16 protein-coding genes are annotated in these 13585 nt (G+C 33.0%); 15 read left to right on the top strand and 1 reads right to left on the bottom strand.

The features are described from left to right. The first annotated feature begins 43 nt into the window (after positions 1-43). The 4 genes from Mjas_RS01580 (at position 44) to Mjas_RS01565 (ending at position 4389) form a co-directional block, all read left to right on the top strand. Entirely contained in the window at positions 44-760 is a 717-nt protein-coding gene (locus Mjas_RS01580) for an anaerobic ribonucleoside-triphosphate reductase activating protein (protein WP_421078050.1), read from the top strand. Positions 761-833: 73 nt separating this feature from the next. Next, entirely contained in the window at positions 834-1613 is a 780-nt protein-coding gene (locus tag Mjas_RS01575) for a 6-hydroxymethylpterin diphosphokinase MptE-like protein (protein ID WP_421078049.1), read from the top strand. 101 nt (positions 1614-1714) lie between these two features. Then, positions 1715-3016, top strand: coding sequence for a bifunctional hydroxymethylpyrimidine kinase/phosphomethylpyrimidine kinase (locus Mjas_RS01570; RefSeq protein WP_421078048.1), 1302 nt, complete (start codon positions 1715-1717; stop codon positions 3014-3016). Positions 3017-3174: 158 nt separating this feature from the next. Next, the gene (locus Mjas_RS01565) at positions 3175-4389 is read left to right on the top strand and encodes a methionine adenosyltransferase (RefSeq protein ID WP_421078047.1); all 1215 of its coding nucleotides are present in this window, start codon (positions 3175-3177) and stop codon (positions 4387-4389) included. Positions 4390-4451: 62 nt separating this feature from the next. Here the strand turns inward: Mjas_RS01565 and Mjas_RS01560 are convergent, their stop codons facing one another. Continuing rightward, entirely contained in the window at positions 4452-5237 is a 786-nt protein-coding gene (locus tag Mjas_RS01560; protein ID WP_421078046.1) for an HAD family hydrolase, read from the bottom strand. Between the two features lie 693 nt (positions 5238-5930). Here Mjas_RS01560 and Mjas_RS01555 point away from each other — a divergent pair. The 11 genes from Mjas_RS01555 (at position 5931) to Mjas_RS01505 (ending at position 13472) form a co-directional block, all read left to right on the top strand. After that, entirely contained in the window at positions 5931-6254 is a 324-nt protein-coding gene (locus tag Mjas_RS01555) for a hypothetical protein (protein ID WP_421078045.1), read from the top strand. A gap of 1 nt (position 6255) precedes the next feature. After that, positions 6256-8334, top strand: coding sequence for a hypothetical protein (locus Mjas_RS01550; protein ID WP_421078044.1), 2079 nt, complete (start codon positions 6256-6258; stop codon positions 8332-8334). A 1-nt stretch (position 8335) separates the two neighbouring features. Beyond that, complete coding sequence (locus Mjas_RS01545) at positions 8336-10324, top strand: hypothetical protein (RefSeq protein WP_421078043.1); 1989 nt, start codon at positions 8336-8338, stop codon at positions 10322-10324. Positions 10325-10369: 45 nt separating this feature from the next. Next, the gene (locus Mjas_RS01540) at positions 10370-10852 is read left to right on the top strand and encodes a hypothetical protein (protein ID WP_421078042.1); all 483 of its coding nucleotides are present in this window, start codon (positions 10370-10372) and stop codon (positions 10850-10852) included. A gap of 64 nt (positions 10853-10916) precedes the next feature. Beyond that, the gene (locus tag Mjas_RS01535) at positions 10917-11189 is read left to right on the top strand and encodes a hypothetical protein (RefSeq protein ID WP_421078041.1); all 273 of its coding nucleotides are present in this window, start codon (positions 10917-10919) and stop codon (positions 11187-11189) included. Beyond that, positions 11189-11461, top strand: coding sequence for a hypothetical protein (locus Mjas_RS01530; RefSeq protein ID WP_421078040.1), 273 nt, complete (start codon positions 11189-11191; stop codon positions 11459-11461). The genes Mjas_RS01535 and Mjas_RS01530 overlap by 1 nt, the downstream gene beginning before the upstream one ends. 4 nt (positions 11462-11465) lie before the next feature. After that, positions 11466-11603 carry a hypothetical protein gene (locus Mjas_RS01525; RefSeq protein WP_421078039.1) on the top strand — a complete coding sequence of 46 codons (138 nt, stop codon included), beginning with the start codon at positions 11466-11468 and terminating at the stop codon, positions 11601-11603. Between the two features lie 4 nt (positions 11604-11607). Beyond that, on the top strand, positions 11608-11874 hold the full coding sequence (locus tag Mjas_RS01520; RefSeq protein WP_421078038.1) for a hypothetical protein: 267 nt from the start codon (positions 11608-11610) through the stop codon (positions 11872-11874). Next, positions 11864-12376, top strand: coding sequence for a hypothetical protein (locus Mjas_RS01515; RefSeq protein ID WP_421078037.1), 513 nt, complete (start codon positions 11864-11866; stop codon positions 12374-12376). Before Mjas_RS01520 ends, Mjas_RS01515 begins: the two co-directional genes overlap by 11 nt. A gap of 10 nt (positions 12377-12386) precedes the next feature. Then, positions 12387-12845, top strand: a complete 459-nt coding sequence (locus tag Mjas_RS01510; RefSeq protein WP_421078036.1) for a hypothetical protein — start codon at positions 12387-12389, stop codon at positions 12843-12845. Positions 12846-12857: 12 nt separating this feature from the next. Then, a complete protein-coding gene (locus tag Mjas_RS01505; RefSeq protein ID WP_421078035.1) occupies positions 12858-13472 on the top strand; it encodes a hypothetical protein in 615 nt (204 codons plus the stop codon). The last annotated feature ends 113 nt before the right edge of the window (positions 13473-13585 follow it).

Genomic DNA, 13585 nt, shown 5'->3' with positions numbered 1-13585 from the left:
TAAAAAATATTAATAAAAATTGAAGAATTAAAAATGTGATAGTATGAAAGTTTTTGGAATTATAGATGTATCAACAATAGATTATCCAAAAAAATGCTCAGCCGTTGTTTTTATGAGTGATTGCAATATGAAATGCGGATACTGTCATAACTATGAACATATGATGGAAAATATATATGAGATGACGCCTGAGGAAGTATTTAACAATATAGATTTAATGTTTGCAGAGGCAATAGTGATAAGTGGAGGGGAGCCAACACTTCAACCTGACGATTTAAAGGAGCTCTGCAAGATTGCAAAAAAAGAGGGCTTTTCAGTAAAACTTGATACAAATGGAACAAATATTGAGGTTGTAAAGGATTTAATAGATGGTAAATTAATAGATTATATTGCCCTTGATGTAAAATGTGCCTTTGAAAAATACAAAAATATTACTGACTACGACGGGGAAGAGATAAGAAAAAATATACCGGAGCTCCTAAACTACTGCAAAAAAAATAATGTTTTTATTGAATGTAGAACAACATTTATTCCTGATTTAATGGATGAGAAGGATATAATAGAAATATCCAAAACTGTAAAGGGCTGTGATTTATACACTATTCAGCAATTTGACAGAGAACATGCCTGGAAAGAGGAATATAAACAAATGAGAGAACCTACAACAAATGAACTTGTAGAGCTCGGGAAGATTGCAAAAGAATATATTAAAAATGTTGTTGTAAAATCAAAGGACGAGACCATCCATATAATTAAATAATAACATATAACACACCAATATAATATCTCAATTAATATTTCAATAAATATTAATGATAAAAAAAGATGATACTATGGAATTAAGAGAATGGGAGCCATTATACAATGAAATTATGGATGATTTTGGATTTAGTAAAGCGGATGATTTGGAAAGTGCCTTAATGCTATGTGATATAATAAAAGATACGAAAAATAGTATTTCATTAAATAATATGGATGAACTGATAAAAAACAAAGATGTTTATGTTTTTGGAGCTGGACCATCTTTAAAAAAGCATGTTAAAATTGTAAAAGAATTAATTGAAAATAATGTTAATGAAAATAATAATGAAGAAGATAATAATGATAATAATGACAAAAACAAAAATTTCATAATAATATCCGCAGATGGTGCCACAAAGGCACTTTTAGAAGAAAATATTGTTCCAGATATAATTGTTTCGGATTTAGATGGTGATTTAAACTCAATATTTGAAAGCAATGAAAGAGGTTCTGTTGTTGTAGTTCATGCACATGGCGATAATATAGATAATATAAAAACATACGCACCAAAATTAAAAAATATTGTTGGGAGCTCGCAGGTTCCAAAGGATATTCTCTATCTTATAAACTACGGTGGATTCACAGACGGGGATAGATGCTGTTTTTTTGCAGAGCATTTTGGAGCTAAAATGATAATATTATGTGGCATGGACTTTGGAAAATATACCACCAAATATTCCAGACCCTATTTAAAGAATGATATTGAAAAGGCAGACGATATTAAAATAAAAAAGTTGCAGTATGCTGAAAAATTAATCAATTGGCTTAAAGAAAATGGGAATAGTGAAATAGTTTTTATTGATGAATTATAATATAACCATTTATACTAACTATTATTTGAATACAATAGGAAATATGACCTAAATAATAATTATAATAATATTAAATAAATATGATGTAATACGGTGATTTTTTGAAACAGTTGAATGTGCTATCAATAGGCGGATATGACCCAACAGGAGGAGCAGGTATTGTTGCAGATGCAAAAACAATTAAAGTGCTAGGTTGTAATCCATTAACGGCAATTAGTGCTATAATCCCCCAGAACAATTTAAAAGTATATGGTAAAATCGATTTACCAAAGGAAGAGATAGAAAATCAATTAAATGCTATTTTTGAAGATTTTGAAGTGTCTATTGTAAAAACTGGCGTATTGAATAATGATGCCATAGATTTAATACTAAAATATCAAAAAGAATATGATTTTAAAATTATTTGCGACCCTGTTCTAAAATCTACCACAGGATATGATTTTATAGATAATGAGTTAATTGCCAAATATTTTAAATTATTTGAAAAATCTCATATAATTACGCCAAATAAAGAAGAATATAATATAATAAAGAATTTTGATGAATTTGAGAACCTAAATAACAATAATTACATATTAATCACTGGAACAGATGACAAACTTTTATATAACAACAACAAAGAATTAAGAATATTTAAAGGAAAAAAAATAAATAAAGAGGTTCATGGGACAGGATGTGTTTTTTCTTCCGCAATTGCTTCGTTCATGGCAAAAGGATACGATATTGTCCATGCCATTAAGGAGGCAAAGAATGTAGTATTATCTTCTGTAATCTATGCCAATAAAACAAAATACGGCTATAACTCAAATCCAACATATATAAATAAAGAAAGAGTTATAAAAAACCTTAATTATGCCATTTATTTGTTAAAAAAGATGAATTTTGAAGATTTTGTCCCAGAAGTTGGCTCAAATATTGCAGAAGGGCTTGTTCTTCCAAAGAGTTATAAAGATATTGCGGCATTAACTGGAAGGATAATAAAAAACAAACTTGGAGGAATTGTAAATAATGGCATGAGCTCCGAAGAGTTTTATGTTGTTGGGAATATAGAGTTTGGAGCTTCGGAGCATATATCAAAAATAATACTTGCAGCGAACCATTATGACCCTAAAATAAGAAGCTGTATGAATATAAAATATTCTAAAAAACTTATCAATATCCTTGAAAATGAAGATTGCGGTTTCACCGTGTCATCTTTCGACAGAAGAGACGAACCAGAAAATGTATCTTCAATGGAGTGGGGGACAAAATTTGCATGTGAAAAGTTTGGGGGAGCTCCCGACATTATCTACGATAGAGGCGGAGATGGAAAGGAGCCGATGATACGGGTGCTTGGTCATGATTCAGTTGATGTAATTAAAAAGGTAGAAATGCTTATAAAAATATATAATAAAAACATATAACAGATATAAAGGTATATAAAGACATATAATAGGTTAAAAAAGATAGGAAAATAGAATAGAAATCATTAAATAATATATTCTTTATTATATTTTATGGTTTGATTTAAGGCGGTATAAATTTAATATAAATTAATTTATTGATATTTTAGGTGATGTAATTGGCAAATATAGTAGTTAAAAAATTAGACATTACTCCAATAGAAGAAAGACCAACAGAAATTGTAGAAAGAAAAGGATTGGGACACCCAGACAGTATCTGTGATGGTATAGCAGAAAGTGTAAGTGCGGCATTGTGCAAGATGTATAAGGAAAAGATGGGAACAATACTTCATCACAACACCGACCAGGTAGAGCTCGTTGGTGGTTATGCCTACCCGAAATTAGGTGGGGGGCATATGGTGAGCCCAATATACGTTCTTTTGTCAGGTAGGGCTACTATGGAAGTATTTGATAGGGAGAAAAACGAAACAATAAAACTTCCAGTTGGAACCGTTGCAGTAAATGCGGCAAGAGAATACTTAAAAAAGGTTTTGAGAAATGCCGATTTAGAAAAAGATATTGTTGTAGATTGCAGAATCGGGCAGGGTTCTGTGGATTTAGTGGAAGTGTTTGACAGACAAAAAACAGACATCCCACTGGCAAACGATACATCATTTGGGGTAGGTCATGCTCCATTCAGTATTACAGAAAAACTTGTTTTTGAAACTGAAAAACTTTTAAACAGCGATGAGTTGAAGAAGGAGCTCCCTGCTGTTGGAGAAGACATAAAAGTTATGGGATTAAGAGAAGGTAAAAAGATTACATTAACAATAGCCATGGCAGTTGTGGATAAATATGTGAATTCAATTGAGGAATACACTGAAGTAAAAGAAAAGGCAAAGGCAAAAGTGGAAGAACTGGCAAAAAAACTTGCCGATGGCTATGAAGTTGAGGTATGTATAAACACAGCGGATACTGAGGATAGTATATTCTTAACAGTAACAGGAACATCCGCAGAAATGGGGGATGATGGTTCTGTTGGAAGAGGAAACAGGGCAAACGGATTAATTACACCATTTAGACCTATGAGTATGGAAGCTACAAGCGGTAAGAACCCTATAAACCATATTGGAAAGATATACAACATATTAGCAAACTTAATTGCAAGTGATGTAGCGGAGCTCGATGGAGTTAAGGAGTGCTATGTAAGAATACTCAGCCAGATAGGAAAACCAATAAACGAGCCAAAAATCCTTGACATTGAAATCATTACAGAAGAAGGTTATGATTTAAAAGATATTGAACCAAAAGCAAAAGAAATCGCAGAAAAATGGTTGAACAACATTACAGAAGTTAGGGATAAAGTAATAGAAGGGGAAATAAAAACGTTCTAATTAATATTTAATTTTTTATTTTATTTTTTTTATTTTATTACTTTTTATACTATTTTTATGTTTTATTGCTCTGTTTTTCTGAGCTCTTCAACTACGCCTATAATTTCTTTGATATTTTCTATTTTTATATCTGAAACATCTAATGCCTTTTTTGAAACATTTCCATTTTGAAGTGTAATCACAGATAAATCGCTTTCAAGCATTGCTGGAACATCATTTGATGCATCGCCTACCATTATAACCTTATATCCTTCTTTTTTTAAATTTATTATCAATTCCTTTTTGAGATTTTGGTGAGCCTCAGGCATGATATATTTTTTATTTATTCCAATCAATTCACTTAACTTTTCAACAGCATACTTGCCATCCCCAGATGCTACAAAAACCTTTATTTTCATTTCCTTTAATTTTTTAATAGTTTCAGGCACTTCTGGAAATACACAGCCCCCAGTTGCTATGGTGTATTCTATCTTACCGTTTATAGTATCAACAATTAAAGCATAGCCGTAATCAGTCCCTATCTCAAATCTATTTAATATATTGGTGGGGTCTTGTAGTTCTTTTAGTTTGGTTTTTCTGTCTTTTAAAATATTTTCTTTAATTATTGGGGGATTGCAGTATGATATTCCCCATTCAGTTTTACTAAGTAAATCTACTATGGGCATTTCAGGATTTGGACCCATTAAGTTAATATTTTCCTTTATAATAATTAATGCTCTCCCCTTTTTTTCATCCACAATATCCACTGTTTGATTATCGCATAAAAATTTCTGAGAATCCACATCTTTAATAATTCGTTTAACACGCACAAGTGTTCCTGAGCAGTCAAACACCAAAGCTATTTTCATAATATCCCCTATTAGTAATAAATATTATGGATATTATGATTTAAAAATTTTCTGTTAAATATTAATCAATATATTCCAATTAATAAATATAGTTGCCTAAAATAAAAATGGTGCAGAAGAGTAGATTCAAACGCATCCTTTAAAAAAGGATGCTACCCAAAGTCCAAAACTCACTTCGTTCGTTTTGGAACCTAAATTTAACTATGTATTTAAATTAACAAATATAGTTGCCTAAAATAAAAATGGTGCAGGGGAGGGGATTTGAACCCCCGAACCCCTATGGGACTGGATCTTAAGTGCAAAAGTTTTAAAAATGTGTCTTTAATCGGCGTTTATTTCTTATTTTTGATGGTGTTGTGTTATTTATTTTATATTTTTGCTGGTTCAGTGTGTTTTTAGAGTATTTGTAATATGTTTTGCTATTGTTCTTTTGTTCCTTATTTTGTTCTTATGTGTTGGACTGTATGCCTATATTTTTTTATTTTTATGGTGTTCTAACCATAAAAATTATGGTTAAATTGCAATATATGAATATATTTATATAGTAGTTTTTCTATAATTTTTACCAAATCTATTTTATGCCCCCTCCCTCCTCTGAGATAGTATCTATCGGTGAAGAGGTGGCTTTTAAGGTAGTCATTAGTATCGCTATTTTTTGAATATTTATTTTCATAAATCTATTGAGGTGTTATTATGATTGCCATATGTCCTCATTGTCTTCATCCTGTCGTCTGTTTTGATAGGGATTATTTAGCGGGGGAAGTGAAGGCAGTTAAAGTTGATGTGGAAAATGCAAAATGCAGTGTTCTTCTTGCGAGTAATGTTTATAAAAATGCAAAATGCTCGAACATTCAAGGTTTAAAGGTTGCGGGCGGGAAAATAGCAAAAGAATTACAATTAACAGATGAGCAAAAAGAGCAGTTTTTTAACACGATTATTAAGTTAAAAAGAGAGCATAATCGTTGGAAAGATTATAAAATATTAGAGATTGCTCTTAATACTGTTTTAGGTGATTAAAATGAGGAAGTTAATTCTTCTATTGCTTTCAGTTTTTGCATTATGTTTTGTTTCAGCAGTTAGTGCTGAGGAATATTTTGTAGTTGTTGATGGATACAGTCAAGATGAAATTCAGTCAAAGCTGGATTCAGCATCTTGGGACATATTCACTCCGCAGATAACAAGAGTTGAAGGGAATACAATATATTTTGCATCTGAGAAAGATATGGCAAGGTTCCTAATGCCTGTTAAAATTCGTGCGAATCCTTATAACTTTTTGTTTAATCCTAATGAGTTGGTACTTTCTAATGAGTATTCTTTGGTTTCAATAATTCAGTGTGACAGTTCTGCTGATGAGTATTTTTTCAGTGGTGCAGGTGAGGGGACGTCGTATATAGGAGTAGGGACTGATTGGGCAGATAGTGACTATGTTCAAATTATTCAGAACGATATCTGCAAATATAGTCGAGGTAGTGATTCTTTAGTTGTCAGCTCAGTTCTTTTATCAGAAGGTAATTTTTCCGTACGTGCATCGGCATATTCTGGTCATTTCACCAATGCTGTGTTGTTAGTTCCTGGGACTGTAAAATTGTTATTGGATTCTTATTCAGGGATTTGTTATAATGTGTATCATTTTAGGTCATATCATGATTTGACAATATATGCAGAACCCGGAGCTCAGGTATATGTTGATGGAGATTTGGTAGGAACAACAGATAGTGAAGGAAAATTAATTATTGAAAAACCTGATGGAACATACTCTGTGGAGGTAGTATTCACTAATGGAATTACAATCGAGAAAACAGTAGAAGTAACTGCTGATGGAAATAACACTGTCAATTTTGAGTATGGTGCAATAACATTTAAAATTGTAGATGGACTTTCAGGAGAGTCTCTTTCAGATATAGGTGTTTCAGGAAACTTAACAACAACAATTGATGGAGAATGGACTACAAATATGCCTTATGGAGAATATACTTTGAATTTTGAAAAAGAAGGATATTGGGAAGAAGAAAAAGAGATAGTTGTGGATGGGGACAAAAACATAACTGTATACCTATTTCCAAAAACATCAATCTTTAAAATAACCCAAACTCCAGCAGAGATTACAACCTCGCCAAATTCAGTTGCAGATGTTATATTGAAATTAACTCCTGTTAGGGATGCATACGGGACTAAATTATACATAACTGGTGGTGAAATTGTAAAAGTTGAAAAAGATGGAGTTAATGTTCCTAAAAGTGCAGATGGTTCATATATTTTAGGTGATGGGAAAGAAAATGAAGAAGCACAAGTTAAAATAACATTTAAAACATCTGCGAGTGTTGGAGAACATCAATATACTGTGAGGGTTGTAGGAACTGATATTTTAGGAAATGAATACACAACACAGAAAACAATAATCTATGAAGTTGAAGAATTGCCATTTATCATCCAACAACCATCATGGAGTATAGGAGATAATCAGTTATCAATTACAGAACAGTCAGGAGAGGACTATTCAATATTAATGGTGCTAAGAGATACTAACAACACAGAAATCTGGTCACAAAGTGCAGCATTTAACGCTTACGATAGCCAATCATTCACAATCCCTATTCCTGCACCAAATAATTATGTTCTTGAAATTTCAGCAAAGAACGGAGCAATAATCACATACATTCCAATTAGTGTATTGCAACCTATCAAACTCTTAACCCCGGAAGTCGAAGGAAGTAAGGGCAGCGTAGCAACAGTAAAATTGGAAATAAAAAACCCAACTAATGAAGTAAAATACTATGATGCAAAATTAATTGCTTCAATATTTGGCAATGAAACCCCAACAGCATCAATAGCAGTGGCTCCAATGGAAACAAAAGAGTTGGAAGTTAAGTTTGAAGTTCCAAGTGATTTAGAATTCGATTCATACGAGTTGCAGGTTCAGGTATTCGAGAAGGACGAAGCAGAACCAGTATTCAGTGATAAGGTAGTATTGAAGATTGTTGAAAGTTCATTCATTCCAATTGGGGGAAGTTCAGGAATTCCATTATGGGCATTGGTTGCAGGAGCTATTCTTTTAGTTGGAGGAGTTGGAGCATACCTCATCCGAAGAGGTGATTAAATTGAAGTTTGAAAAACTTTCTTCTATTTTTTTAATTCTCATGTATATCATCGCACCTGCTCATGCTTTTGAGCTGTTCGGGCATGAAGTAAATGTTGATACAGGAGATGTTGCATCACTTGCGGTAGGTGCAGCAGTTGCTGGTGCAGCAATAGTTCTTGCACCTGTTGAAGTTCCCGCACTTGTTGTCGCAGGTGTAGCAATAGGTGGAGGTATTGCTGCGAACTACATTTATAGGGAGCTCACAGGAAAAAACAGTAATGATGGTGCAGCAGTTACTGATGGAAAAACGCCTACAACATCCGACATGAAAGATGAAGATGTGATAAATAAATTAGCGGAGATTAGGGGCTTTTCAAATGAAAAAGCGGCACAAGATTTATTTATTCTACGTCAAGATGTTGCAAGTTCATTAACAACATATGATTTTGAGTCAAGTGGTTCATTGGCAGATATTCGTTTGAGTTTAAAAGGTGCAGGTAAGATATATGGTTTTTCAGCGTTTCCAACTGTAATTAATATATACGCACCAGCAGCACCAGACCCAAGTGAAAATAAGGTTCATATTCAGAAAATAACGACATATGTTAAAGACATAGAGACTGGGCAGACTTGGTGGAAGCAGACTTGGACTGGTGACCAAATACTAAGAAATAGTGATTATACATGGAATTTCTTACTTAAAACGCCAGACCCTTATTATGGAAAAGCAAAAGCAATGGCAACAGGCACAGCAGATAGAAAAACACTTGAGGAACTCCTGAATGCAAAAGTAAATAAGTTTGAAGTGTGTGTTGAAGTGGAAGGATATAGGGAAGTGTGGGCTTGGGTAGAAATAACAAAAACAAACCCTGATGGGTCGACATACATATCAAAAGAAAAAAGGCATATTGATGACATTCCGATTAATGCACAATACAAATCTTTGAGTGCGTGGAAACATATTAACAATGGTAAATATTATATTAGGGGAACAACAGGCAGTCTTCCAGCAAAGTTTGCATTTGACAGGAATTATACTGCATATGCAGCATGGGCTAATGGAGCAACATCAAATATCATTGGAAGAGTATGGGCTACACCCGTTCATTTATTCGATTCCACAGCTGATTATAAGTATGTATTCATAGGTCTCCCTGATAATTTTAAACCAATTCCAGCAACAATTAGTGATGATTTTAAAATGGCTGCATTTAGGATTCAAAAAGATAATACATCATATATTTCATCACAATCGCCTGTAAAATTTGGAGACCTTTCAAATATTAATTTGGCAGCATCTTCACTATATTATAAAACAGACAATAATACAGTGAGTTTTGATTCATATGCACTAGTCTATGCAACCGTAAATGATTTGCCATTATGGTGTATAATTAAACCGCAAGTCAGCGTACTAAGTAATCAAGAAGTGGTTTTAGGAGATACTCAAACAAATGAAATTCTTGAGATAATTAATGACTCAAAAATTACAGATAATGAAATTCAGACATTGAAGAACCTTGTAGATTCGTCAATTACATCACTCACTGAGAAGAAAAACAGTGCAATATCATTTTCACAGAAATGTAAAACATACAATAGACAAACAGCAGCATCCTATGCTGATAAAGCATCAACTTATTATGAAAAAGCAATTGAGCAACTTAGTAAATTAAAATCTACAAATGATGCAGCACAAATTGCAACATCATACAAACTAAGTAAAAACTATGAAATGATTGGGGATTATTACAGCGATGCAGCACAGAAAGAGTTTTATGGTCAGAGTGAACAGGCATTAGCAGATATAGAAAATGCACAGAAACTCGAAGAATTAACAAAACAATATGAACCGAGCATGTTTTTCACTGCCGGTTCATGGCTCGGAGATTCATGGCAGTCATTTAAAGAGGGCTTTGGAATTGGAAATATTCCAGATTGGGTTTTAATCCTTGTTGTAGTTATTGTAATTGTCGGTGGAGCCGTGATTGTGCTTAAACTCTTCTAAATTACTTTTTTAAATTCTTTTTTAACTTATATTGGAGGTGTTTTTATGGCAAAAACTAATTGGAACATGTGGGTAGTGAAAATGATAGCCACATCTCTTGGTGCTGGAGCAATATTCTGGTATGCTGGACAGCATTCAGTAGCATTCAATGATATTATCACAACATTTGCAAGCGTCCCTTTGCTGGTAATTCTCCTTGTTGAAGGTATTGATAAATTCGTAGATATGAAGGATGTTTTGACATCATTATATCAACAGAGTAGTGGAGCAACAGGATATGCCTTAGTATTTGCAGGAGCTCTGCTTGGCTTCTTTGGAATATTATGGGCATTGGCAGGAACCATGACTCTTAATGTGGGTTCAATGAGTCCAGCTGTTTTAGTTGTGGCAGGGCTTCTTGCTCTATACATACTTGCCCCAGAGACGGGGGATGATGAGATTATATTGTATATGTGGTTAGGAGCTACGATTGCAACAGTAGCAAAATACTTGACATTAATCCCAACAATCCCTGGATTAACTCAATAATAGGTGATTCGATGTGATTCAACAGATTATATCAACAATAATTACTTTTATGCTCTGTTATGTGATGCAGAGCAAGTTGGAGATTATAGGAAATAGTTTAGGTTTCAGTGGAATTTTGGCATGGGCTGTTCCTACACTCTTAATTTTATTGAGTGTATGGAAACTCGTAGGAAGAGACTGGAATCTTGGAGATGCAGTTGCAGTAATTGTTCTCTCTATTTTAGTAATGCTGTATTATACACAAGATATAGGCAGGATAATTTTAGAAGTTTCTAAACTCATGCTGGGACTGGGTGTTGGGGTCATAATAGGTTATCTTGTTAAAGGTGATGATTGATGGCAATAGATACTGCAACAATTATGAGTTTTATTCAGTCGCACTGGTTGGAATTGTTAATTGTATTAGGGGTTGCATGGGTCATCAAGAATTGGCAAATAATTCTAATCGGTGTGATTGTAGTAATTGTATTGGCTCATCAAGGGTATGACCTGAGCTCACTCAAAGACTTGATACTTTCACACATCCATCTGAGCTCAGGTGGTTTTCCATTGTCTCTTATAAATTCAACCATTAATGAAACTATTAATTCTACAAATATTACTGGGTGATATTATGGCAAGAACAGTTGGAAAAATACAGAAAAAGAAAGGAAAATTCTATTATGTGGATAAAAATGGAAATGTGATTGAAGCGGATAGGTCTGAAATGCTGAAAAAGAGAAAATCCAAAAAATCCAAAAAGAAGGGGTGATAAGTTGAAGAGTTTTCTTGAAAAACTTGAAAATGAGAAGGAAAATCATGCAATTTTATTTTTCTTATTGGGGATTTTTTCAGGTATCTTTTTGCAATGGTGGATAGTTGCAGTTGCATTTTTTACGATTGGGGCAATAATCCTCAGGAGTTTATGGGTGTTAGTATGCGTTATAATTGTAGCTGCTGCACTCTCATATTTTGGAGTTCTTGACCTTAATGGAATAATTGAAAGCATTAAATCTATTGTAGGTGGTCTATATGGAGCGTAATATAACAATCGGGCTTGTAATTGCATTAGTATTAACATGTATTGGAGCGTTCTGGATGAGCTCACATAGTAGTGATGGCGGCGGTTTCCTCCTTGACTTCCTAAAAAACAGCACTACGAACACTACAACAGCAGACAATTTAACATTTAATGAAACTATTAATCAAACTACAAACACAACAGATAATTTAACAGTTGTAAATCAGTTGTCTTTCTCAATTGCTGCAATTTATGATAATTCAACAAATAGTTCTCTTGTTTCAATAACATCTTCACAAGATAATATATCGGTATCACAAATAGCAGTATTTACGAGCTATGATAATACAACATTCACAGAGTCATACATTGCAACTAATGTTACATTGCCAACAACCGCAACCATTCCAATTACAAATGATACTGCAACCGAGCTCTACTACTATACAACTGTGTTATATAACAACACGATATACAGAGTTCCAGAAAATGGTTCAGAAGTTCTTAACATAAGCACTCAGTAAGAGTGATAATATGAAAGTTTTAAGAATTCTATTTTTTTCTTTTTTAGCTATTTTTTTAATTACTTTCACGGTCATGAGTTTCCAACAATCCGATGATGATATTATTAAAGAAAAACTTTTGGAGTTTGGCTATCCTTCATCAGGATACATTATTGTGAATGAAACAATTCGTTATCCAGATGGCTCTTTTGTGGTTCTATCAACTCCACCAAAAAAGTATTCAATCGGTGGGGTTCAGGCGTTAAATTTGGCACGGAAGTATCTTGATGACAACTACAACAAGATGTTGGAAGAGCATAATTATCATCTTGATGTTGACCCAGGTAGCATTGAAGAATTCAAAGATGGAAATTATTACTGGCAGTTTAAATTGCTGTTTGGTAGAAAGAACACTAAGGGCGATTTCATGGGGTATGTTTTAGTAGATAGGCAGAGTGGATATTGTAAGATACAAGGATTATTTGGTTGAGGTGATTGCATTGTGTTAAAGCGATTAGTTTTGATACTGATAATAATGGCAGTTCCCATAGGAGTGAGTGCAAAGAATATAACATTAATAGATGCACAGACGGGGGAACAAAAAGTATTCTGGATTAATGATACTGATGAGAATCTTCCAGAGAATTTAACAGTTCAAATCATTAAAAAGTTGGAAATTGAGGGAAATAAAACAGTAATTGTATATGATGCCAACATGGTCAAGGCATATAATGTATTGATAGCAGAGCTGCAAAAAAACATGACAAAATTACAAAACGAGCTAGATAAGAAAAACAAATTGTTAGCAGAGTATATTTCTTACAAAAAGAAGAATATAGAACTTAATAAAAACATTACAAATTTACAAAAACAAATTACAACACTAAAAGCAGAAAATGAAATCATTAAACAACAAAATGAACAATACAAAGACATTATAACTGATTTAATCAACAAACAATCAAATGAAACAAAAGAAGATTACATATCTGCTTACAATGAATGGAAGAAAGATGTTTCTAATTTTAAAACTGCAGTTATATTTGGTGGATTAGCATGTATAGTTATAGGATATGGATTTGTAAGATACAAAAAAAGGTATGACTATCCAGTATGAAGACTTTTTTTAGTTTTTATTTTTTAACTACTACACGCATTTATATAATTTTTTTATTCATTAAATAACCTCACATGCCTATTTTTTACAAATAATAACTATTTTGGATAAGT

This window comes from Methanothermococcus jasoni, assembly GCF_049075655.1.
Classification (GTDB): domain Archaea; phylum AGJL01; class Methanococci; order Methanococcales; family Methanococcaceae; genus Methanofervidicoccus.
Note: the sequence above shows the minus strand (reverse complement) of the source record. Positions and strands in the feature narration are given on the sequence as shown.